The following is a 20,736-nucleotide window of genomic DNA, read 5'->3' on the forward strand; positions in this document are numbered from 1 at the left end:
AGGCAATAACCGCATGACAAATTGGTTTTTCATCTAAAAACCTTAGCTTCTGTTTTGCTTCACTGATTCTTGATTTTTGTGTCCTATACAAATATGTATACGACGAACCAAAACGTCAAATGAGGTGTTTACGGCAGAAATAGCAGGCATATGAATTCTTTATTTCAGTAAATAGAGAATTCAAAAGGCATATCAAATGAAAGCATCAGCATTTCTTCTGCAGGAGCAGGATGAGCGACCAAAGGAGTTCGCTTGTCCTGTTTTCTTTTTTGCTTCTTTTTGTGATACGATAAAGGAAAAATAATGAGGAGTGACATGGCGTGAGCGACTGCATTTTTTGCAAGATCATTGATGGAGACATTCCATGTGCAAAAGTATATGAAGACGAGCATGTATTAGCTTTTCTTGATATCAGCCAAGTAACAAAAGGACATACCCTTGTAATCCCGAAAATACATAAAGAAAACATTTATGACATGACACCAGAAGTGTCTAATCATTACTTCCAAGCGATTCCGAAAATTGCTAGAGCGATTAAGCAAGAATTTGAACCAATTGGTTTAAACCTTCTGAACAACAACGGTGAAAAAGCCGGGCAATCTGTGTTCCATTACCATATGCACATCATTCCACGTTATGGTAAAGGCGACGGCTTTGGTGCCGTATGGAAATCTCACCAAGATCAATATACATCAGAGGATTTAAAAGACATTTCTTCTGCCATCCATACGCGCCTTACCTCATCTTAATTGATGAGGTTTTTCTTTTTCCCACTTCTTTTCTGTGCTTATCCTCTGAATCGTAAGATATTTAGGACGATTCAAATTTTTTGTCCAAATGCTTCAAATTTGTGATAGGATGGTTTTATCTTTTGATCCATTAACGCGAGAAATAGGGAGAGATTGTGATGAAGCGAACGACGAATTTTAATGCTGGTCCGGCGGCGCTGCCGCTAGAAGTGCTTCAAAAAGCACAGGAAGAACTTGTTGATTTTAAACAAACCGGGATGTCTGTGATGGAACTTTCTCATCGCAGCGGTGAGTATGAAGAAGTCCACAATAAAGCGAAAGCACTCTTGGTAGAATTGATGGACATTCCAGAAGATTATGAGGTCCTCTTTTTACAAGGCGGGGCAAGTCTTCAATTTGCAATGATTCCGATGAACTTCTTACATGAAGGCGAAACGGCTCATTTCATCCAAACAGGTGCTTGGTCAGAGAAAGCCTTGTCAGAAGCAAAAGGGTTTGGTGAAACATCAGTGTTTGCCTCAAGTGAAGACGACAACTATTCGTATATTCCAGATGTAGATGCTTCCGTTTTAACTGACGGTGCTTACTTGCACATCACATCGAACAATACCATTTTCGGTACTCAGTGGAAAACGTTCCCGAACACGTCACTCCCGCTTATTGCCGACATGTCCAGTGATATTCTCAGCAAAAAAATAGACGTGTCTTCATTTGATTTCATTTATGCTGGGGCACAAAAAAATCTAGGGCCTTCTGGTATCACGATTGTGATCGCGCGCAAACGTTTATTAGAGAAAGAAAAAAGCGGCACACCTAAAATTTTAAAATATTCAACACATGCCAAAGCCAATTCTCTTTATCACACACCACCAACTTTTGCGATTTATATGCTGTCCCTTATCCTGGAGCATGTGAAACAGGCGGGCGGTGTAGAAGCAGCAGAAAAACGCAATGAACAAAAAGCAGCGCTTCTGTATGATACGATTGATCAAAGCGGCGGTTTTTACAAAGGACATGCACGTGCTGATAGCCGTTCGCATATGAATGTCACGTTTACCCTTCGTGATGATGCACTCACTGCATCCTTTGTGGAGAAAGCAAAACAAGAACAAATGGTTGGACTCGCCGGCCACCGTTCTGTTGGCGGATGCAGAGCCTCGATTTACAACGCCGTCTCTATAGAAGACTGCCAAAAGCTTGCGGACTTTATGAAAAAGTTCCAGCAAGAAAATGAGTAAAAAGGCTTTTCTATCGTGAAATAAATTTGTTATAATAACGAGAAATATAAAGTCATGACTCTTGCAATAAATGATCAGCCATATTATTGGAGAGTTCTAAGAGCTTAGCAGAGGAGAGCATAGAAATGAAAACAAAAGAATTAGTGATTATGTCATTGCTTGCAGCAATGGGAGCTGTTTTGCATACGATTTTCCCACCCATCTTTTTCGGAATGAAACCTGATATGATGCTGGTCATGATGTTTTTAAGCATCATCCTTTTTCCGAAGGTACAGCATGTCGTTGTGATCGCCCTAGTCACTGGGGTCATTTCCGCTTTGACAACAGGTTTTCCAGGCGGACAAATTCCAAATATGATTGATAAACCGGTGACAGCCTTTATCTTCTTAGCCCTTTTCTTATCTTGCCTGAAGATCAAGAACAAAGTCGTTCTGACCGCTGTACTCACCGCTGTTGGGACCGTCGTATCGGGCGTGATTTTCCTATCTGCCGCTTTACTGATTACTGGACTGCCGGCTGCGTTACCAGCACTTCTTGTAGGTGTTGTCCTGCCAGCAACTGTGATCAATACGATAGCTATGGTATTTGTCTTCCCGATTGCTCAGTCCATATTAAAGCGCGCAAGAATGATTGAAGTCGCTTAACGAATAACTGAACCTCTTCATTGGATGAAGAGGTTTTTTCATATTGTTGACAAAGGGCTAAAATGATTCTTTATTTTAGCCCTTTGTCTTCTTTTCAGCATGATTGAAAGCCCTTGAAGTCTAGGAAGGACGAGTACTGGCGCGGAGCGAATTTGACATTCGTGAGCACCAGCACGCAGGACTGACAAAGAATGCGAGGGTTTGTCTACATGCTGGAACCTCTTCATTAGATGAAGAGGTTTTTTTCATGCTTCTATAAAAGAAAAAGGGTAAGCAGCAAAATGGAGAGCGAAATCCCTGCACCTGCAGCACACACAATTGCTTTTTGTCTTAATACATGTTTTGGCGGATAAGACCCTGTATACCCAAGCTGCCTTACATAATGAATAGAACCACCTGCGAAAATCACACACATACACGTAAAAACGAACAGAAAGACAGACAACCTTCTCCCCTCCCTTTTCTTCAAAAGTATGCTAAAATAAAGCAAGCTATGTATGGAAGTTCAATGAAGCTGATCGTCAGCTCAGAGAGAACATGCGAATGTGTAAAATTTGACTAGAGGTGATTGGAATGGCTAGTGGACGTTCTTTATTAACAGGATTATTTGTAGGCGGTCTCCTCGGAGGTGCGGCAGTGCTCCTGACGACTCCCTCTTCTGGCAGAGATGTACGCGGAAAGATGAAAGACGGCTATGACAAATTCGAAGATACGCTGACAAGATTAAAAAGAGATGGACAAGCTTTAAAAGAGCAGATTGTTGAAACCGCAAAAGAAAGTGCTGAGGTCATTAAAGAGGTCGGAACTGAATTGCAAACATCCATTCAGCAATGGCGCGAGGAAATCAAACCTCATCAGCAGGACTTACAAAAGGAAATTCAGGAAATTGAGGAAAAGCTCAAACAACTGGAGAAAACCTTACAAAACTAATATACTCACAAAAAAATATTCGTTTACAAAAGTGTGCGGGGTGCGTATCCCGCACTTTTTTTGTTGAAAAAAGGTTATTTTGTCAATGTTTTTCATGACTTTTAAAAATTCTTGAATTTTCAGCTTTATTAATCTTTATTTTATTGGCATAATAGAATTACAAGAAAAAGAGAAGTAGGTGAAATGGATGAATCATTCGGAACAGCCTTTCGATGTAAAAGAAGCACTTTTATTCAGTCAAAGAATGGCCCAATTGAGCAAAGCTCTTTGGAAATCCATTGAAAAGGACTGGCAGCAGTGGATCAAACCGTATAACCTAAATATCAATGAACATCATATTTTGTGGATTGCGTATCAATTAAAAGGAGCTTCAATATCAGAAATTGCAAAGTTTGGCGTCATGCATGTATCAACGGCGTTTAACTTCTCTAAAAAATTAGAGGAAAGAGGATTTTTAAAATTTTCTAAAAAGTTAAACGATAAACGCAATACGTATATTGAACTAACGCCAAAAGGCGAAGAGACATTCCATAAACTACTCGAAGATTACGACCCGGCCCGAACTGGTATTGTCAAAGGCGCACAGCCGCTTCATGACATTTACGGAAAGTTCCCTGAAATTTTAGAAATGATGTGTATTATCCGAAACATTTATGGTGAGGATTTCATGGAGATTTTTGAGAAATCGTTTTCAAACATTGAGAAGGACTTTTTGAATGAACGTGGGAAAGTCACGAAAAAGCCTGAAGAACTTGAAGACTCAGCAGAGGAAAAAGCTTCTAAAGCAAATCAAATTGTTTAATGATCTTTATAAATTCATTCATTAACGGCTGAAACAGCCCTTGATCATGCAAAGCAAAAATCGTCTCATGAACATCCAGCTTTTCAATTAACTGTCCCGCAAACAGCGCAAGGAGATCGTCGAACATGACGTAGCCTTGTGCTTTTTGCTTGTCCATTTCATCTGAGAGCTCAGCACAAATACGCTCAATGTCCTTTGCCTCTTCTTTCGATACACGCTGCCGGATCAATAGCGCATAATATGGATAACGGCTCATATCTGTTGCCGTCAGTAACAGTTCCATATAATATTCGAGCTGGCTCATTCGTTCCTCAATACTCATGTACGTTCCCTCTTTCTCTTAGTCACTCTATTTTAGCCGAAATTACTCATTGACGAAAGAGACGAACCTCCCCCTTATGTCTTTTTTTCTTGAAAAACCCAAAGTTTCCTCTCTTTATTCCATATGAATGTAACAATTTATTTTTTTTCTTGAAAACCATTGATTTTTATCCTCAGGAAGAGTAAATTATCTTGAGATATTCAATTAGTTTTTTTGAGATTGGAAGGATGAAAAATGAATTGTTGGAAGACCATTAATCTTGAAAAGGATTATGGTTATACGAGAATGATGATTTCAGCCATATGTCTGACTGTATTTTTTTTCATTATGGCATTTTTATGTTTTCAACTGACTCATCCTGAAACGAGACTCAGCAGTCACAATGCACCACTTTTTGTCGTGCTTTTACTTGCGACATTGCTTGTCCATCGCGTGGTTCACTTGATCCCAGTCATGAAACATAAGAAAAAAATGACGTTATTTAAACGAAATTGCTGGCAGCGCGTGCCTAAGAGAGTGATGCTTTTCTCACTGCTCAGCCCGTTTTGTGTCATCTCACCTGTTTACTTTGTTTTAGGAATGGCATTTCCAATGTACGCACACTATTTTATCATGATCGCAAGTATTCATGCAGGCTATTGTTTGCCTGACTTTTTATTTGCTTGGAAACTGCTCAAAGCGCCAAAATCATGCATCATTGATCAAGCCCAAGACGAGTTTGATATTTTAGTTGACCCAACTTCCTCATCATGAGGTTTTTAAAGCCAACTTCTATCTTTTTCATAAAAAATTTGGTAATGTAGTATGGGAATAGCATAGAGAGGGGGGATCTCCGATAGTTTTATTTTACTTCATCGTCTTTGCCGCGTTTATTGTGTATTCAATAAACAGGCTTACTAATACATTATGCCTTGTCAGAGAGATTCCTGAAGAACGGCAAGATAAGGTGTTTCGCTTTATCAATGTATCGATACTGATCTTACTGATCTCATCATTTGTTGAAATTACCATATCTATTTAAGATCAAAGCAAAAGCTGCCTGTTTGATGGCAGCTTTTTGTGTATGATGATCTATTAGCAAATCCAAGATGCACCGATAATGATCAATAAGATGAATAATACGACGACTAGTGCAAAACCGCCAGCAAAGACTTCTCCTCCCATGTGAAAACACCTCCTGCCAGTTCTTCCTCTGTTCTAAGCTCAGTGTATGCAGAAAATTTTAAAACGTTTAGGCACCTGTCATCGTTTTAAAAAAGAACCGCCCGCACGCATGGCAGGACGGCTCCTTTCTGTTACAGCGATTTAATTAATAAAGATATGCTGCACCAACGATGATCAGCAAAATGAATAGCACGACCAATAAAGCAAACCCATTAGAATATCCTGCTCCCATATAATTCAGCCTCCTTTTTGTGATCAATATATGTGTATGTTGGTCGCAAAAATTTGACTAGACGAATGCCCTCCCATTTGCATTTCTTTTTACAGCATGTCACAATATGTTATGATACAAGCAATGATAAATAAATTGGAAAGATTAGGAGTGTTTTTTGAATGAAAAAAATGGCTTTAGCAGCTGTAACAGCAGTAAGTGTTTTAACTCTTGGCGCATGCAGTAGCGGTGACAAAGAAGTGATCGCAACAACAAAATCAGGAGATGTCACAAAAGAAGAGCTTTACACAACACTTAAGAAACAAGCAGGTGGAGATGCTTTAAACCTACTTGTTCAACAAAAGGTTCTTGCTGACAAATACAAAGTATCAGATAAAGAAATTGATAAGAAATTGGAAGAATATAAAAAGACACTTGGTGAAGATCGTTTAAAACAACTTCAAGATGAATTCGGAAAAGATTACATCAAAGATCAAGTAAAATATGAGCTGCTGACTCAAAAGGCTGCCAAAGCTAACATCAAAATCACTGACAAAGAAGTAAAAGCGTATTACGATGACCTAAAAGGGAAAATCCGTGCAAGCCACATTTTAGTTGCTGACAAGAAAACAGCAGATGAAGTAGAAAAGAAATTAGATAAAGGCGAAAAATGGGATGACCTTGTATCTGAATATTCAACTGACACTGCTTCAGCAGCACAAGGCGGCGATGTAGGCTGGTTCGCAAAAGATGGCCAAATGGATGAGAACTTCAGTAAAGCTGCCTTCAAACTAAAAGTAAACGAAATCAGCAAACCAGTAAAATCTCAATTTGGTTACCATATCATTAAAAAGACCGAAGAACGCGGTAAATACGATGACATGAAAGCAGACTTGAAAAAAGAACTGCTTGATCAAAAACAAGCAGATAACAATGAAATTCAGACGATCTTAAACAAATTGGTGAAAGATGCTGATGTGAAAGTAAAAGATAAAGAACTTGAGAATACTTTCAAAGAAAAATCTGAGCAAACCACACAACAAACAACAAACCAATAATGAACGAAAAACACCCCCTCTACATGACTTTGTAGAGGGGTTGTTTGTATTCTTATTGATTATGCAATCGAATGGTCCTCATGCTTCGCCATTTCCTGTGATCGTTTCATTTGCTGTCCTTGACGTCTACGCTCTCTCTCCTGCTCCATTCGTTCGATAAAGATTTCTCCCTCTTTTTCAATAAAGGATTGATCAATCTCTTGCTCCTCTTTGGCTGTCGTCATTAATTTATAGGCACAAAAAATAATGCCAATGATACATGCATATACCCACCATGGAAAAAATAACATTGTCTTCCCCTCCTTTTGTAGGACTAATCTCTCTTCCTTTGTGTTACATGCTTATGCGAAAAGAAGACAAGTTATGAAAAAAAACGCCCGCATCAAACGGGCGTTTTATCATGATGATTCATTGTGAAAGGTTGGTTTATAAAACGAACGATTCTCTAGTGCAAAAATACGCTCTGTATATTCTCCTGGCTTCACATGCTCAAGCGCACGATCCATCATGTTCATTTTTGCATCTAAATTATCTATATAGTGGAGAATTTCGGCTTCCTTCACCATTGGTGGTTTAGGACTGCCCCACTCCCCTTTTCCATGATGACTCAGCACTAAATGCTGCAGAATCAGAATTTCCTCAGAATCAATGCCAAGCTCCTCTGCGGCTTTCGCAATTTCTGTCACCATAATAGAAATGTGGCCAATTAAGTTCCCTTCTACTGTATATGTGGTGGAGACAGGACCCGAAAGCTCTTTGACTTTCCCTAAATCATGTAGAATGATCCCTGAATATAAAAGATCTCGATCTAGTGATGGGTATAGATCAACAATGGATTTCGCTAAATGAAGCATCGATACCACGTGATAGGCAAGACCCGAAACAAACTCGTGATGGTTTTTCGTAGCTGCTGGGTAATCAGCGAATTCCTGTCCATATTTCTTCAGCAAATGTCTTGTGACACGCTGAATATTAGGGTTTTTCATATCAAAAATATATTGCATGATGGTATCCATCATATCGTGCTTTGGAATAGGAGCTGTTTCTAGAAAATCATCAATGCGGATTTGCTCGTTTTCAGCAACAGGACGTATATTCCTAAGCTTCAGCTGATTCCTTCCGCGATAATGATGAATATCACCTACTACCTTCACAATGGTTTGCGCGGCATATGTGAGTTCATCATTCTGCTTTGCATCCCATAGCTTCGCCTCAATATCTCCACTTTGATCTTGAAGAATTAACGTTAAAAATGGTTTGCCATTACTCGCAATCCCTTTAGTAGATGATTTAATTAATAAATGCAGGTCAACTTGTTCGCCGACGTCATAGGTCATGATCCCTTTAGCCATTCAATAAATGCTCCTTCCATGTTTCTGCTCATATAAGTATAACATAAGTCATAATTTGTCAATCATTCCACTACTAAACTCGTAATCTGCCCGTCTTCCGCTGCTTGTTTCATATAATGATGACAAGTGAAATAAAACAGCTGTGTTTCAAAACGAGTGAGTTCATTCATCAGCTCCAGCACCCTGTCTAGACGGACATGATCAAAGTGAACGAAACTGTCATCCATCATAAATGGGAGCTGACAATCTTGCTGGTGGGACAAAGCAAGTGCAAAACGAATCGAGAGATAAATTTGCTCACATGTTGCTTGTGAAAGCTCCTCCGGGCGGAATAGGCGTCCATCCCTCCGTTTCACAATCAGACGGTCATCTTCGGCAGAAAATAAAATCACTTCATATCGATCATTCGTTAACGGCTGAATAAATCGGGAAGCTGTTTGGAGGAGTGCTGGTAGCCTCGTTTCTTTATGCTCATTGAGTTTCTCTCGAATGACGGAACGAACGAGCTGAATAGCCGCCCATTTTTTCGCTAGATGCTTTGCCTGCTCCTGCTCTACAGCAAGCTGATGAGTCAAATCAGACACTGTACCTGATACTTCTATTTGGCGTATTTCTACTGCTAATTCTGCCAAGCACTTTTTCATATTCGTCACATTCTCTTGCATGTCATTCAGACGTCTTTTTGCTTGTGCACACTGCTCCTCAAGGGTGCGTAAACCTTTACGGACAATGACCTCTTCCTCATCTATATAACCGCTTTTGTGCAGCTCTTGGTTCAGCTGCTGCAAATTGTACAGCCGCTCCCGGTATTCTTTGGATAGATGAGATAGGACATGATAATCTTCTTTTGACGCTGCTTCTACTTTTCGAAAAAGCTCGTCCGTTTGTTTTTCATAATATTGAACTTCTCCTTCTAATGTTGTCAGCTGGTGCTCTACATGCTGAATGGATACGTGCAATGTCTGACGTTCTTTTTCTCTTTTTTCCTCATCTTTCAATATCTCTTGAAAGGCTGAGATATTCTCTTGAATGGTCCCTTCTTTTCTTTGAAGGAGACTCATGAGCGCTGAAACTCTTTGCTCGTAGGTCGATTGCTGCTGTGTGAGCATCTCTATTTCCTTGTTAAGCGCCTCATATGCCGCTGTATTCGCTTTTAATTGTTTCAAGATATGGAAAGCTTCCACAAGGAATGAGAGCTCTGAGGACAACCCCAGCTGCCTTCTCATATCTTCTACTTGCTGCTGTACAGGTTCCAGTTCCCGCTCCCAGTCTTCATATTGCTGTATCATTCTTTCGTATAAAAGCTCCTTTTGCTTCACTAGCGTTTCAGCTGAAGCTGTTTGAACTTGAAAAGAATGATAGGCGTTACTGTCGTTTGCTTCCTTCATCTGAGTCTGTTTAAGCACTGGATAAATAGCAATCAAGATAAATACGGAAAATCCTGCAAACAGTAACGTCACCCAGCTCTCTGCTAAAACGAATAAGACCGTGAGAATGATAGCACATAGCACGAACATCAGCGGGAATAACCACACTCTGGAATGCTTCTGTTTCACTGTAGCCCTTGTGCCCCTGACATCTTCTGCATCTTGCTCTTTAACGGACTGTTCCTTTAATCCTTTTAGAGCGGTTTCCGCTTCTTCTAGCTCATGTCTTGCATGATCAAACCGGTCATCGAGCTGCGTTTTCCTATCCATTAAACGAACGTATTGGCTCACAGCCTCTTTTAATTCCCACTCAAAGTCAAGTGAATCATCCAGCTGGTCAAGCTTGATTGGACGCTGCCACTTCAGCTTCGCTGATGCTTCTTCTATTTTTTGTTTCAAAGAATTCTGCTCTGTTTTCCCTTCTGCTAAGCGTTTCTTCACAAGTTCAGCATCAGATGATTCAGCTATGACTCGCTTCATCTCCAATACCGTATCCTTGTCATAGAGTGGCTGAACTTGCGTGAGCGACGTTTGCAAATGATCTAATTTTTGTTTCAGTGCCGTCACTTGCGCCTTTTTTGGCTGAAGGTGTGATTCTAATTTATCAAGTTCATGCGCGGTTTCCGGTCTAAACCGTTTGACTCGTTCTGGATAACTAGCCAAATCTTTTTTTAACTCTATCTTGTTTTCTATCATAGGATAAAGTCGAATATGTTCAGTCAAAAGCTGAATCTCTTCTTCAGTCTGTCTCATTTCATGCTGAAGCATTTCTACCTTTTCGGTTAATTCAGCTTGTTCTTTTTTCTTTGCGGTATAACGACTTTCTACCAATTTGGCCTGTTTCAACTTACTTGACAGCTCTTTTACATGATCAAGCTGCTGATTTAATTCAGGCTTACGTCCATTCGGTTTAAAAAGCTGCTCCTGCTGTTTTAGCAACCTACTGTCCATTTTGGATGCCGCATCTGAGCCAAACAAACTTGAAAAGAGTAGAAATTCCCCTATTTGATCTTGATTTAATGCTTGTACATTTTGCAGACCAAACACGTCAAAAGAATAGATCGATTGGTATAATCTGCGATCCGTTCCCTTTAACATCGCATGTAGAAACGCTTCATCTTTCACTTCACCATTTGGCAGCAACACCTGAGCTTGGCCGCCATGATCAGATGTTCTTTCAATATGAATCACACCTAATTCCTCATCTAAACATGTAAGAGACCCGCCATAAAATGAGCCATGCTTTGGCTTATACATATGGCTTTTGGAAAAACCAAATAACATCGATTCAATAAACGCCTTCAATGTCGTTTTCCCCGATTCATTCAGGCCATAAACTAACTGAAAACCGTCATCAGAAAAGTGGAAGGTTTGATTGGAAAATTTCCCGAAATTCGCAATATGGAGTGAACGTATTTTCATCATGCCTCTCCTTTTCTCATAATTGCTTCAGCTGTTCTGCCAGCAGCCTTTGTGCCTCTTCTTTAATATCGATCTCGTCCTCTTTTGTAAAAGCTCTTCCTGCCTTTCTATAGGTTGGATGACGCTTGATCGGTGAAAGCAGCTCATCATACGCATCAAACTCGGCAATTTCTGCTGTTAGTTCTGTCAAAAAAGAATCTTCTGGATAGACGGCATCTTCATGTGTCCGGCAGTCAATCGACATCACCCAAACGAACAAGTCTTCATCTTCCTCCTGTTCATGAAGAACAGCCATCAGCTCCTCAAGCACTTCAAGCTGCGTGAGCTCCATATAAGCAGGAGCATCGCCAGTTAGTTCGATTTTCACAAAATGAGGAACACCTCTCTCTTTCAGTCCACTCATCTTTTTGTCCACAAGTATCACAAGATCGGTCATATGAGCGGTATGTGTGATATCTATTGTCAATGTCTCAAAGATGACATCTGAACAGCTCATAAACTCCGCTCTTTGAGCATCTTCAGATAGGTAAACGACATAACAGCCTTTCTCTCCTGTTTCTTTTATATGTCTTCCTTGCATGTTTCCAGGATAGATCACCATTGGATCTTCATGCAGAAGAGCCCGATTATGAATATGTCCAAGCGCCCAATAATCAAAATCCCGCGCTAGAAGCTGCTGTAGCTGAAATGGTGCATATGCATCATGCCCTTCTTGACCTGCTAATGTGCCGTGAAGCATGGCAATATGATAGGGGGCATCTGTTGTTTTTTCATAATAAGGTGTCATATTTTCATGGACCGCTCGCTCTTTGTAGCTGAACCCATAAATACTTGCCACAAGCTGACCTTCTCTATAAAAGGCTTGCTCACTTGGCGTACTGCTCAAAAAAACGTGAACATTCTCTGGCCATTCAATTGGTGTCCATTCACCACCTAAATGATCATGATTACCATAAATAATAAACACTTCAATCCCGTGTGATTGCAGCTGAAGAAACTGATTTCTTAAAAAAAGCTGTGCTTTTAGGCTACGATTCGATTCGTCAAATAGATCTCCGCTAAGCAGCATAAAGTCTACTTCTCGATCAATTGCAAGTTCAAACATGTTCTTGGCACTTTGAAATGTACTTTCTTTCAACCTCTTAAAAATTCGGTTCGGTATATTGGACATTCCCGCAAACGGACTATCTAAATGAAGATCTGCGGCATGAATAAAAGTGAGCTTCGTCAAACGTCTATCTCCTTGTACGTTACTGTAGTTGTCCATATTTTATCACGCCGTTTTTACGAATGCACGTTCTATCGCTCTTATTCTAAAAAACACATTTTTAGGGGTAAAAAAAGAGGTTTTAACTTCCTCCTTGTATAATTCATTAAAAAACAAGAAGAAAGGGAAGATCAGAGATGGAGAAAACCTACTTTTTGACTGTATTTGATTCGTCAGGTGAAACCTTATTAAACGAAAAAATCACCACAGATAGTGATGAAAAAGCAAAAGAATTAGGACGTCATCGTTTAATCGAACAACAATACACAAAGCATTCTCACCGGCTCGTAAATGATGCAGGTAAACTTCTTTTATTTGAACGTTAAAAAAGCCGGCATCCGCCGGCCATTCATTCTTCTATTTAATGAAACACAGGACGTCTTTTTTCCAAAAACGCTTGAACACCCTCCTGATAATCACGGCTTTGTCTCAGTCTAGCTTGTGCAGCACGCTCTTTTTGAAGAACGGCTAACAGCTGTGATTCTGACTGCTGAAAATAAATCATCTTTGTTTCAACAAAGGCTTGAAGCGGCATATTTAAAAACGGCTTGACGCACGCTTTCTGATACGTATCCACCTCATCTTGAAACACGCCGTCTGCAAGGCGAAGCTTGAGCGCTTCTTCAGCCGGCAGCTTTTGCCCGCTCCAAATCAATTGTTTAGCGGTTTGTTCACTAACTCTTTTGGTGAGGAAAAAATGCCCTCCGCCATCTGGGATTAACCCGATTCCATTAAAGTTCATGGCAAGTTTAGCATCTTGATGCATAAACAAATAGTCACAGCTAAGGGCAAAGCTAAAAGCAAGACCAGCCGCTGCCCCGTGGACAAGTGCAATCGTCACTTTTTTCATACTGGCTAAAGAAAGTGTAATTCCCTCGATCAGATCCATCACGCGATGAAAATCTTCTTCACGATCTTGCTTTAGCATCATGCCAATATCTCCGCCTGCTGAAAACCCTTTGCCCATCCCCTTGAGTACAACAATTTTCGCACTGCTCTCACTCGCTGTATCACACGCTTCCTTCAATTCAGCAAACATGTCAACATGAAACGAATTATACGCTTCAGGCCTATTGAAAACGATTTCAAAAATATCCCCATCTACCTGACAATTGATATATGTCATCATCCATTCCCCCTCTTTCTTTTCAAGCTCATCACTTACTTCAATTTCCATCAAGCAATTCCTTTTCCTCTACATAAAAAATTTCAAGATCAACTGATACTAAAATAAGCATAATTGTTGAAACGAGAAATATATTTTTATATAGTAAAATAAGAAATAAAACATCATATGAAAGGGGGAGAATGATTGATAAGAAGTTCCATATGTATATTGATTAGCTGCATCGTCATGTTTTCTCCCTTTTCAAATGTCGTTTTTGCTTCACAAGCAGAAGCGAGCACACCAGGCCTGATTTCTCCATCGATTTATGATGAAGAAATCAACGCTGTGAAGACACCTCCATTCTCAAAAAAACATGCCGCATCTCTTCTGTTAAAACAGAGGTTATCAATAGGCGCTTCAAAAGCTTTTCTTGTAAAGCTTGCACCAGCCACTGCGTTATCTATTGATTTATGTTTTTTAGAAATGAAGTGTGCAATCCCCATTATGTACCAATCAAATTACCTCGACTGATTCATTTTATTTCATCCGTACTCACTATATGAAAAACAAAACCTATCATATTCGGAGGGATAAAATGAACATTAAAGAAAATGATCTTCCTGGGATTGGAAAGAAATTTGAAATTGAAACGAGAAATAGAGAAAAGATGACGATTGTGATTCATGATGATGGCAGACGGGAGATTTATCGTTTCGACGATGAAGATCCAGATGAAGTACTGTCCACCATTTCTCTCGATGATGCTGAAGCCCGGCAAATTGCTGCCATTATTGGCGGTATGGTGTATAAGCCGCAAGCACTTGAAACGATTGAAATGGCGTTCAATGATTTGATCATTGAATGGTTTAAGGTAGAAAAAGACGCAAAAGCGGTTGGACATACACTCGGCGATTTAGATGTGAGACAAAATTATGAAGTCACCGTCATTGCGATCATTAAACATACAAATGAAAAATTACTCAACCCCGGTGCCGATTCGATAATTCAAGCAAATGATACGATGGTCATTTCAGGCGAAAGAAAACACTTGAAGCGATTGATACGTGATTTTCTTTCTAGAGGGGGAGAGTGATGAATGGATCATTTAGTCTTTGAAGTTGGAACGGCGCTTATTCTCATCGCCATTGCCAGCTTAATCGCCAATAAAATTAAATTTTCTATCATTCCTTTTCTCATTGTCCTCGGGATGATTGTTGGTCCGCATGCACCAACCATCGGGATCATTGATTTGAAGTTTATCGAGAGCACCGAGATTATTTCGTTTTTTGGTAGAATGGGTGTCCTGTTCCTTCTATTCTACCTCGGGCTTGAGTTCTCTGTCGGCAAACTCATAAAATCGGGTAAATCCATTGCAGTCGGCGGATCTATTTATATTTTGATCAACTTTAGCTTAGGATTGCTTTATGGGTTTATCACAGGCTTTGGATTCCTTGAAGTTCTCATTATGGCAGGCGTTATCACCATTTCATCCAGCGCCATTGTCGCCAAAGTCCTTGTCGATTTAAAACGGACAGCGAACCCTGAAACAGAGTTAATTCTTGGGATTATTATGTTTGAGGATATTTTTCTCGCCGTCTATTTATCTGTCGTATCCGGTCTTGTCCTTGGAGATGCCACGTCCGTTGGCGGTGCCTTATTATCTATTTTAATCGCTTTTGGTTACATGATGATTTTCTTTATCATCGCGCGTAAGCTGCCAAAACTATTAAACAAACTATTCGATATCCGTTCAAATGAAGTATTTATCATTGTCATTTTTGCCGCTTTGTTCTTCGTGGCTGGTTTTTCAGAGACGATTCATGTCGCAGAGGCCATTGGCGCTCTCTTACTCGGTCTTGTGTTTTCAGAAACAGAGCACTCAGACCGCATTGAACATCTCGTTGTTCCTTTTAGAGATTTCTTTGGCGCCATGTTCTTCTTCAGCTTTGGACTAAGTATTGATCCATTTACATTAGGAGATGCCTTCTGGCTTGCGATCGGTGCTGTCATTCTCACCTTGATCGGGAACTTCACCGCCGGGATGTTTGCTGGAAGAAGAGCCGGTTTCTCTCATAAAGCCTCTTCTAATATTGGATTAACCATCGTATCAAGAGGAGAGTTTTCCATCATTGTAGCCGAACTTGGGATTGCAGGCGGGCTTGCCGCTACATTGAAGCCATTTGCTGCATTATATGTATTAATCCTTGCGATTTTAGGACCGCTAGTGACGAAAGAATCAAAGCGTATCTATCAAATCCTAAACAAAATCTTCAAATGGAAAACTGAAAAACCAAAAGTAAAAAGAGAAACAACCATTTAATTGAAAAGGGCCCTGTGCTGGGGCCCTTTTTTTATATCTATTCAAATTGCTGAAATGCCGTTTCTTGCTTCACTTGTTCTTTCGTATCCCCGCGAATGGTTCGGATGACTTTCTGATTGCGGTAGATCGATAGTTTTAAATTGGTCGCCGCTGTTCCATGAGAGTGATCGAGGTTCGTGAATGTAAAGAAATGATGAGACCGTTTGTCTTTAAACACAAGCCTGAAGTCGTCTGTCACTTTAAAATGCTTATCGCTCTCCCATTCAATCAATGGTTCATATACGCTAAACCATTCCGGAATATTAGGCGTATATCCTGTAGCCAATACCACATGATCGGCTGTGATTTTCTTTTCTTTCTTCAGCTGCCATTGTTTCAAATGCAGCTCTACCTGCTGCTCATCCTCCATATGTATCGCTTCAAGCTCCGTCATTGGCTGAATGAGTACAGAAGGCTCTTCTCCTGAAACGGAGCGATGGTACAATTCCTGATAAATACGAGAAAGCGTCGATGCATCTATGCCATTCCTTAATCCTGCCAGTCTAGGCAATGTGTTCATCCGTTCTTCATAAGGAAGGGAATGAAAATATTCCACATACTTAGGTGTAAATAGCTCCTGACCAAGCTCCGCTGTCTCTAGTTCTCTAAATTCACTTGAACGTGTAAACCATGAAAGCTTCTGTCCTTTCTTCTGATGCTGAAGCAGGTCTAAGAAAATTTCAGCTGCACTTTGACCTGAACCAATCACCGCCACCGTTTCAGCTTCATGAAGTTCTTTTTGTTGATCTACATAACGGCTGCTATGGGTCACATGCGGCAACGCAGCTTCTGGCACATCGACAGGAATCATCGGCTTGCTTCCAGTTCCAAGGACGACATGCTTTGCACGATATTCAGAAAGCGCCCCATCTTTCAACCGCCGAACTTTTACAAGATACCCGTCTTCACAGTCGGTCACTTCTTCCACCTTCATCCCGAACTGACAGCTATCTAATTCACCTGCAACCCATGATAAATACTCATTGAATTCTCTCCGGGGGATATCAAATTGTTCAAATGTATAAAAGCGGTGAAGCCTGTTTGATTCATGTAAATAATTTAAAAATGTATACTTGCTCCTTGGATTAGCCATTGTCACAAGGTCCGCTAGAAAGGAAACTTGTAAGTCCGTTCCTTTGATGAGCATACCAGGATGCCAAGCAAATTCGCTTTCCTGTTCAAAAAAACAGCATGTCACATCTTCATACTCCTCTAATAAAGCGGCCAATCCTAAATTTGCTGGCCCAATCCCAATTCCGATCACATCCATCATATGTACACCTGCTTTACCTTTTTACCCCCTATATACCCTTTTACAAATGAAAAAAACACTGCGTCACCGCAGTGTTTACATGTGAGAAACAAATAATGACTCAAGAAACTGAATCTTCTCTTCCGTATAGTGCTCATAACGATCATTATAAGACTTTGGATCTTTTGGATTGGCATACTGCGTAATTTTTCCGGTTCGCGGATCAATGAATTTACTCGCAGCGCCGCATCCAATGCCAATGATCGTCTGCACCTCTTCCATAATGATAATATTATACAAACTTTCCTGTCCATCTAACGAATACCCGACATTTTCGAGATTCCCCAAAATGTTTTTTTGTCTGTATAAATAGTACGGATGATAGTCATGTGCCTTTGTCCAAGCAACCGCTTCATCCATCATACGTGTGATCTCTTCTCGGTCTGCCACTTGATACTTTTCCTTATTGCGGGTCATTTCAGACGCTCTCTTAAAGGAAAGTGTATGCACCGTTAAAGATTCAGGCTTCAGTTCTTCTGTCTTGTTCAAGGAATGCTGGAATTCCTTTAGCCCTTCTCCTGGCAGCCCAATGATTAAGTCCATGTTAATATTATTCATGCCATACTGCCTTGATAAATGATACTTTTCAATCGTTTCTTCCACACTATGGTGCCGGCCAATCGCTTTCAGTGTTTCATTCTCATATGATTGCGGATTGATACTAATCCGGTCAATATGATAACGGTTGAGCACTTCCAGCTTATCAGGTGAAATCGTATCAGGTCGTCCCGCTTCTACAGTGACTTCCCGAATATGTTTCACATCTGGAAAAGAGCGATACATCTCCTCATACAGCAAATCCATTTCTTCTGCTGTAATACTCGTTGGAGTACCTCCGCCAAAATAAACAGTCGTCACTTTAATCCCATGTTCCTTTAACCATTCGCCCATTTTTTGCATCTCATAATGCAGCCCAAAAAGAAACGTTCCCACTCTTCCAGCTTGTCCTTGAATGGCATAAGCAGGGAACGTGCAATAAGCACATTTTGTTGGACAGAAAGGAATACCGATATAAATACTCACTTCCTCCTGTAGATCGTACAGATCTGGAATGGCTTTGATTTGACGATCAACAATCTCCTGCATCAAATGGATCTTTTCATCATGAATCAAGTAATCGCGCTTTAACGCAGCATGTGCTTCTTCCTTTGTCATGCCTTCTCTTAGCATCTTATGAAGTAATTTCGTAGGGCGTATCCCCGTAAGAATCCCCCATTTTTGCGTCATTCCTGTATATTCCTGAAGCAGATGTAAATAAACAGACAGCACAGTGTTTTTGATTTGCTTCCAGCGCTCTTTATCGTTCAAGCCCTCTGGCATCTCTCTTGTAAAACGGCTCGTCATATCTGATCCAGCAATATGGCCAGAAGCCTCCACCATACCATGGGTTTCTTTCCAATCAAACACCATCACTAGGCCATCGTTTGCTTCACCTGAATCAAACAGCACTTCACTATCTTCCTCGAATAAATTGGCTATATTGACAAGCGGTCGATGAAATCGTTCATCAGACAGCCCTTTAACTAAAATTCGCATCGTATCACCTTTATCTTCAAACTTGTTTCATTTTACAAAATTCATCTAGGAAAAGCAATGAAGAGAACAGACGAAGGCCCTGCCATTTCTTAATAGACAGGGCCTTCACTGTATTATCGTTTAATATCAAATTGATGTAAAAAACCTTCCCTTTGCTGCATTCTAAAGTATTCTTTGATCATATAAGCAACACCCTGTTCATCATGAGAACGTGTCACCCAATCGGCTTTACGTTTGACCGAATGAGGTGCATTCCCCATCGCAACGCCTAAGCCAGCTAACTCAAGCATCGGGATGTCGTCTGTCCCGTGACCGATCACGACCGTATCTTCTAATGTAAAACCTAGTGCTGAAGTTAAAAGAGAAAGTCCTGCTTCTTTCGATACCCCTTTGCATACAATGTTCATTTTCTCATCACTGATCTTAATCAGATCCACAGATGGGAATGCTTGTTGAATGGTTGTGTGGATTTCAGGCTGAAGTGCTGCCGTCGAATACACTTCAATGACAGGTGTGCTAACCGGTTCATCCATGAGCATATCACTTAATGATTCAACAAATTGAACGGGATAGAAAATGGGATCAGACGGATGAATCAACGTTTTTCCCATCAATTGAGACTGTGTTTTTTTCCGATTGCCGATTGAGAATTTTTCATGTAACAAGCGAACATTACAATCAAAGCTTTCAAGGATCTGCACAAGATTAAATGTTTTCTCTTCCGTTAATTTCTTCACATGGAGCGGCTCATCAAGCTTATCCGCGATAAATGCACCACTATGCGTCACAAGAGTTGAAGTTGGTATTTTCAACGCCTTGGCAATTTTTTGTGCAGATCGAAAATGACGGTTGGTGACAATCGTCACGTAAACCCCTTTTTTCTTAACATATTCCACAGCTTCTTTTGTAGCGGAATGGATTTTCCCATTGGAACGAAGTAACGTTCCATCTATATTGAGTGCAAGTAGCTTTTTTGACACTGAGGCATCCCCCTTCTTGATGACTGTACTTACGATGAGGATATGCCCTAGCTTAGCGCTTTAGAACATGCAGTTGAAGCAGCCCTTGTTTTATGCCTCAATCGCAAATAAAAAAAGCCTACCCCTAGGCTTTTTTTTATGTATGGTTTGGATGCGTAACAATGGCGTGATGAAGCTCCCCATGATCCCCTCATCTTTCACACACCAAAGCATTGCTTATATCATATCCCCTTATGCTTTGCTTTTCTCCCAGAAGCGCTTCTCTCTCATTTGGCTCATCGCCGTAAATCCAAAGTGGAACGCACCCAATTCATCACGATAGCGCTTTTTTGAAAGCACTTTCAATAAGTATTATCGCAGAATTTACGAGCTTCGACAACCCTTTTTTTAAAGATATACAAGCGGCGATATGAATGAAAAAAAGGGCGAATATGATCGCCCTTTCAATTAATTTTCTTCTGCATTTCCATAAAGCTCTTCAAGAGGCTTCATGATAATTTTATTTAATTCACCGATGAGAACACTTACGCGTTGTTCTGCTTCCATCAACTGAGAGATTTTATCGTGCTGCTGCACAAGTGCAACCGTTTTTTGCGCTTGCTCTACTTCTTCTTGTGTAATCTCTTGCCCAGTCATTTGTTTTTGTTGAAGGTTTACTTGAATGTCACGGAAGTTCTCAAACATTCTTTTAGAGGACTCATCCCCATTTACCTCATCATAAAGATTTCTTAAAGCTGAATATTCTTCGCTATGACGCAGTGCTTTTTCAAGGTCATATGCAACATCATAAAGATTTACAGACATGTTATGTCTCCTTTCTATCCGTTATCACCGATATGGATCGGCGGACACCAC

25 protein-coding genes are annotated in these 20,736 nt (G+C 40.4%); 12 read left to right on the forward strand and 13 right to left on the reverse strand.

Features of this window, described 5'->3' with window-relative positions:
• Positions 1-320: 320 nt before the first annotated feature.
• The 3 genes from ACSBQP_RS07780 to ACSBQP_RS07790 all read left to right on the forward strand — a co-directional run bounded on the left by ACSBQP_RS07780 (position 321) and on the right by ACSBQP_RS07790 (position 2,631).
• Entirely contained in the window at positions 321-749 is a 429-nt protein-coding gene (locus ACSBQP_RS07780; protein WP_008348883.1) for an HIT family protein, read from the forward strand.
• A 158-nt stretch (positions 750-907) separates the two neighbouring features.
• Positions 908-1,987: a 3-phosphoserine/phosphohydroxythreonine transaminase gene (serC, locus tag ACSBQP_RS07785; protein ID WP_435028301.1), complete on the forward strand. Its 1,080-nt coding sequence runs from the start codon at positions 908-910 to the stop codon at positions 1,985-1,987.
• Between the two features lie 125 nt (positions 1,988-2,112).
• On the forward strand, positions 2,113-2,631 hold the full coding sequence (locus ACSBQP_RS07790) for a tryptophan transporter (protein WP_017360314.1): 519 nt from the start codon (positions 2,113-2,115) through the stop codon (positions 2,629-2,631).
• Between the two features lie 253 nt (positions 2,632-2,884).
• On the opposite strand, the gene ACSBQP_RS07795 is transcribed toward ACSBQP_RS07790, so the two are convergent.
• The gene (locus ACSBQP_RS07795) at positions 2,885-3,076 is read right to left on the reverse strand and encodes a hypothetical protein (protein WP_017366942.1); all 192 of its coding nucleotides are present in this window, start codon (positions 3,074-3,076) and stop codon (positions 2,885-2,887) included.
• Positions 3,077-3,204: 128 nt separating this feature from the next.
• Here ACSBQP_RS07795 and ACSBQP_RS07800 point away from each other — a divergent pair, with 128 nt between their 5' ends.
• Both ACSBQP_RS07800 and ACSBQP_RS07805 read left to right on the forward strand, forming a co-directional pair.
• Positions 3,205-3,561 (forward strand): YtxH domain-containing protein, encoded by a 357-nt coding sequence (locus ACSBQP_RS07800; RefSeq protein ID WP_007497160.1) that lies wholly within the window; start codon positions 3,205-3,207, stop codon positions 3,559-3,561.
• Positions 3,562-3,748: 187 nt separating this feature from the next.
• Positions 3,749-4,363 carry an HTH-type transcriptional regulator Hpr gene (locus ACSBQP_RS07805; RefSeq protein ID WP_007497158.1) on the forward strand — a complete coding sequence of 205 codons (615 nt, stop codon included), beginning with the start codon at positions 3,749-3,751 and terminating at the stop codon, positions 4,361-4,363.
• On the opposite strand, the gene ACSBQP_RS07810 is transcribed toward ACSBQP_RS07805, so the two are convergent.
• Positions 4,341-4,685, reverse strand: coding sequence for a YhaI family protein (locus ACSBQP_RS07810; protein ID WP_007497157.1), 345 nt, complete (start codon positions 4,683-4,685; stop codon positions 4,341-4,343). The two genes, ACSBQP_RS07805 and ACSBQP_RS07810, sit on opposite strands and share 23 nt — an antisense overlap.
• Positions 4,686-4,919: 234 nt before the next feature.
• On the opposite strand from ACSBQP_RS07810, the gene ACSBQP_RS07815 reads away from it, so the two are divergent.
• Complete coding sequence (locus tag ACSBQP_RS07815; RefSeq protein WP_007497155.1) at positions 4,920-5,438, forward strand: DUF3267 domain-containing protein; 519 nt, start codon at positions 4,920-4,922, stop codon at positions 5,436-5,438.
• Between the two features lie 82 nt (positions 5,439-5,520).
• Complete coding sequence (locus tag ACSBQP_RS07820; RefSeq protein WP_072368131.1) at positions 5,521-5,706, forward strand: hypothetical protein; 186 nt, start codon at positions 5,521-5,523, stop codon at positions 5,704-5,706.
• Positions 5,707-5,759: 53 nt separating this feature from the next.
• On the opposite strand, the gene ACSBQP_RS07825 is transcribed toward ACSBQP_RS07820, so the two are convergent.
• Positions 5,760-5,849 (reverse strand): YjcZ family sporulation protein, encoded by a 90-nt coding sequence (locus ACSBQP_RS07825; protein ID WP_017360317.1) that lies wholly within the window; start codon positions 5,847-5,849, stop codon positions 5,760-5,762.
• A gap of 145 nt (positions 5,850-5,994) precedes the next feature.
• A complete protein-coding gene (locus ACSBQP_RS07830) occupies positions 5,995-6,081 on the reverse strand; it encodes a YjcZ family sporulation protein (RefSeq protein WP_008361129.1) in 87 nt (28 codons plus the stop codon).
• Positions 6,082-6,242: 161 nt separating this feature from the next.
• Between ACSBQP_RS07830 and ACSBQP_RS07835 the strand changes: the two genes are divergently transcribed.
• Positions 6,243-7,118 carry a peptidylprolyl isomerase gene (locus ACSBQP_RS07835; protein WP_007497153.1) on the forward strand — a complete coding sequence of 292 codons (876 nt, stop codon included), beginning with the start codon at positions 6,243-6,245 and terminating at the stop codon, positions 7,116-7,118.
• Positions 7,119-7,177: 59 nt separating this feature from the next.
• Here ACSBQP_RS07835 and ACSBQP_RS07840 read toward each other — a convergent pair whose 3' ends face one another.
• The 4 genes from ACSBQP_RS07840 to ACSBQP_RS07855 all read right to left on the reverse strand — a co-directional run bounded on the left by ACSBQP_RS07840 (position 7,178) and on the right by ACSBQP_RS07855 (position 12,550).
• A complete protein-coding gene (locus tag ACSBQP_RS07840; RefSeq protein ID WP_081114754.1) occupies positions 7,178-7,408 on the reverse strand; it encodes a sporulation YhaL family protein in 231 nt (76 codons plus the stop codon).
• 108 nt (positions 7,409-7,516) lie between these two features.
• Positions 7,517-8,470, reverse strand: a complete 954-nt coding sequence (gene yhaM / locus ACSBQP_RS07845) for a 3'-5' exoribonuclease YhaM (RefSeq protein WP_007497151.1) — start codon at positions 8,468-8,470, stop codon at positions 7,517-7,519.
• A gap of 62 nt (positions 8,471-8,532) precedes the next feature.
• Positions 8,533-11,319, reverse strand: coding sequence for an ATP-binding protein (locus tag ACSBQP_RS07850; RefSeq protein ID WP_212356574.1), 2,787 nt, complete (start codon positions 11,317-11,319; stop codon positions 8,533-8,535).
• A gap of 16 nt (positions 11,320-11,335) precedes the next feature.
• Complete coding sequence (locus ACSBQP_RS07855) at positions 11,336-12,550, reverse strand: metallophosphoesterase family protein (RefSeq protein WP_435028302.1); 1,215 nt, start codon at positions 12,548-12,550, stop codon at positions 11,336-11,338.
• Between the two features lie 173 nt (positions 12,551-12,723).
• On the opposite strand from ACSBQP_RS07855, the gene ACSBQP_RS07860 reads away from it, so the two are divergent.
• Positions 12,724-12,912: a YhzD family protein gene (locus tag ACSBQP_RS07860; protein ID WP_008348907.1), complete on the forward strand. Its 189-nt coding sequence runs from the start codon at positions 12,724-12,726 to the stop codon at positions 12,910-12,912.
• Positions 12,913-12,947: 35 nt separating this feature from the next.
• Here ACSBQP_RS07860 and ACSBQP_RS07865 read toward each other — a convergent pair whose 3' ends face one another.
• Positions 12,948-13,763 (reverse strand): enoyl-CoA hydratase, encoded by an 816-nt coding sequence (locus ACSBQP_RS07865; RefSeq protein ID WP_435028303.1) that lies wholly within the window; start codon positions 13,761-13,763, stop codon positions 12,948-12,950.
• A gap of 135 nt (positions 13,764-13,898) precedes the next feature.
• Between ACSBQP_RS07865 and ACSBQP_RS07870 the strand changes: the two genes are divergently transcribed.
• The 3 genes from ACSBQP_RS07870 (at position 13,899) to ACSBQP_RS07880 (ending at position 16,014) form a co-directional block, all read left to right on the forward strand.
• The gene (locus ACSBQP_RS07870) at positions 13,899-14,225 is read left to right on the forward strand and encodes a potassium:proton antiporter (protein WP_223255612.1); all 327 of its coding nucleotides are present in this window, start codon (positions 13,899-13,901) and stop codon (positions 14,223-14,225) included.
• Positions 14,226-14,289: 64 nt separating this feature from the next.
• Positions 14,290-14,787: a cation:proton antiporter regulatory subunit gene (locus ACSBQP_RS07875; protein WP_017366937.1), complete on the forward strand. Its 498-nt coding sequence runs from the start codon at positions 14,290-14,292 to the stop codon at positions 14,785-14,787.
• Positions 14,788-14,790: 3 nt separating this feature from the next.
• Positions 14,791-16,014, forward strand: a complete 1,224-nt coding sequence (locus ACSBQP_RS07880) for a cation:proton antiporter (RefSeq protein ID WP_007497140.1) — start codon at positions 14,791-14,793, stop codon at positions 16,012-16,014.
• Between the two features lie 37 nt (positions 16,015-16,051).
• On the opposite strand, the gene ACSBQP_RS07885 is transcribed toward ACSBQP_RS07880, so the two are convergent.
• The 4 genes from ACSBQP_RS07885 to ACSBQP_RS07900 form a co-directional block, all read right to left on the reverse strand.
• Positions 16,052-17,326 (reverse strand): lysine N(6)-hydroxylase/L-ornithine N(5)-oxygenase family protein, encoded by a 1,275-nt coding sequence (locus ACSBQP_RS07885; RefSeq protein WP_058213973.1) that lies wholly within the window; start codon positions 17,324-17,326, stop codon positions 16,052-16,054.
• A 75-nt stretch (positions 17,327-17,401) separates the two neighbouring features.
• Positions 17,402-18,901: a coproporphyrinogen III oxidase gene (locus ACSBQP_RS07890; RefSeq protein WP_007497137.1), complete on the reverse strand. Its 1,500-nt coding sequence runs from the start codon at positions 18,899-18,901 to the stop codon at positions 17,402-17,404.
• A gap of 113 nt (positions 18,902-19,014) precedes the next feature.
• Positions 19,015-19,881 (reverse strand): Cof-type HAD-IIB family hydrolase, encoded by an 867-nt coding sequence (locus ACSBQP_RS07895; protein ID WP_008348923.1) that lies wholly within the window; start codon positions 19,879-19,881, stop codon positions 19,015-19,017.
• Between the two features lie 447 nt (positions 19,882-20,328).
• On the reverse strand, positions 20,329-20,685 hold the full coding sequence (locus tag ACSBQP_RS07900; RefSeq protein WP_007497132.1) for a YlbF family regulator: 357 nt from the start codon (positions 20,683-20,685) through the stop codon (positions 20,329-20,331).
• Between the last annotated feature and the right edge of the window lie 51 nt (positions 20,686-20,736).

Source organism: Bacillus sp. G402, assembly GCF_051172515.1.
Classification (GTDB): Bacteria; Bacillota; Bacilli; order Bacillales; family Bacillaceae; genus Bacillus; species Bacillus altitudinis.

Excerpts from the sequence above, each read along its gene's own strand:
- serC (WP_435028301.1), top strand. The coding sequence starts at position 908 with ATGAAGCGAACGACGAATTTTAATGCTGGTCCGGCGGCGCTGCCGCTA.
- ACSBQP_RS07875 (WP_017366937.1), top strand. The coding sequence starts at position 14,290 with ATGAACATTAAAGAAAATGATCTTCCTGGGATTGGAAAGAAATTTGAA.
- ACSBQP_RS07900 (WP_007497132.1), bottom strand. The coding sequence starts at position 20,685 with ATGTCTGTAAATCTTTATGATGTTGCATATGACCTTGAAAAAGCACTG.
- ACSBQP_RS07865 (WP_435028303.1), bottom strand. The coding sequence starts at position 13,763 with ATGGAAATTGAAGTAAGTGATGAGCTTGAAAAGAAAGAGGGGGAATGG.
- ACSBQP_RS07815 (WP_007497155.1), top strand. The coding sequence starts at position 4,920 with ATGAATTGTTGGAAGACCATTAATCTTGAAAAGGATTATGGTTATACG.
- ACSBQP_RS07840 (WP_081114754.1), bottom strand. The coding sequence starts at position 7,408 with ATGTTATTTTTTCCATGGTGGGTATATGCATGTATCATTGGCATTATT.
- ACSBQP_RS07885 (WP_058213973.1), bottom strand. The coding sequence starts at position 17,326 with ATGATGGATGTGATCGGAATTGGGATTGGGCCAGCAAATTTAGGATTG.
- ACSBQP_RS07790 (WP_017360314.1), top strand. The coding sequence starts at position 2,113 with ATGAAAACAAAAGAATTAGTGATTATGTCATTGCTTGCAGCAATGGGA.
- yhaM (WP_007497151.1), bottom strand. The coding sequence starts at position 8,470 with ATGGCTAAAGGGATCATGACCTATGACGTCGGCGAACAAGTTGACCTG.
- ACSBQP_RS07850 (WP_212356574.1), bottom strand. The coding sequence starts at position 11,319 with ATGAAAATACGTTCACTCCATATTGCGAATTTCGGGAAATTTTCCAAT.
- ACSBQP_RS07810 (WP_007497157.1), bottom strand. The coding sequence starts at position 4,685 with ATGAGTATTGAGGAACGAATGAGCCAGCTCGAATATTATATGGAACTG.
- ACSBQP_RS07835 (WP_007497153.1), top strand. The coding sequence starts at position 6,243 with ATGAAAAAAATGGCTTTAGCAGCTGTAACAGCAGTAAGTGTTTTAACT.
- ACSBQP_RS07825 (WP_017360317.1), bottom strand. The coding sequence starts at position 5,849 with ATGGGAGGAGAAGTCTTTGCTGGCGGTTTTGCACTAGTCGTCGTATTA.
- ACSBQP_RS07890 (WP_007497137.1), bottom strand. The coding sequence starts at position 18,901 with ATGCGAATTTTAGTTAAAGGGCTGTCTGATGAACGATTTCATCGACCG.
- ACSBQP_RS07830 (WP_008361129.1), bottom strand. The coding sequence starts at position 6,081 with ATGGGAGCAGGATATTCTAATGGGTTTGCTTTATTGGTCGTGCTATTC.
- ACSBQP_RS07800 (WP_007497160.1), top strand. The coding sequence starts at position 3,205 with ATGGCTAGTGGACGTTCTTTATTAACAGGATTATTTGTAGGCGGTCTC.
- ACSBQP_RS07805 (WP_007497158.1), top strand. The coding sequence starts at position 3,749 with ATGAATCATTCGGAACAGCCTTTCGATGTAAAAGAAGCACTTTTATTC.
- ACSBQP_RS07860 (WP_008348907.1), top strand. The coding sequence starts at position 12,724 with ATGGAGAAAACCTACTTTTTGACTGTATTTGATTCGTCAGGTGAAACC.
- ACSBQP_RS07880 (WP_007497140.1), top strand. The coding sequence starts at position 14,791 with ATGGATCATTTAGTCTTTGAAGTTGGAACGGCGCTTATTCTCATCGCC.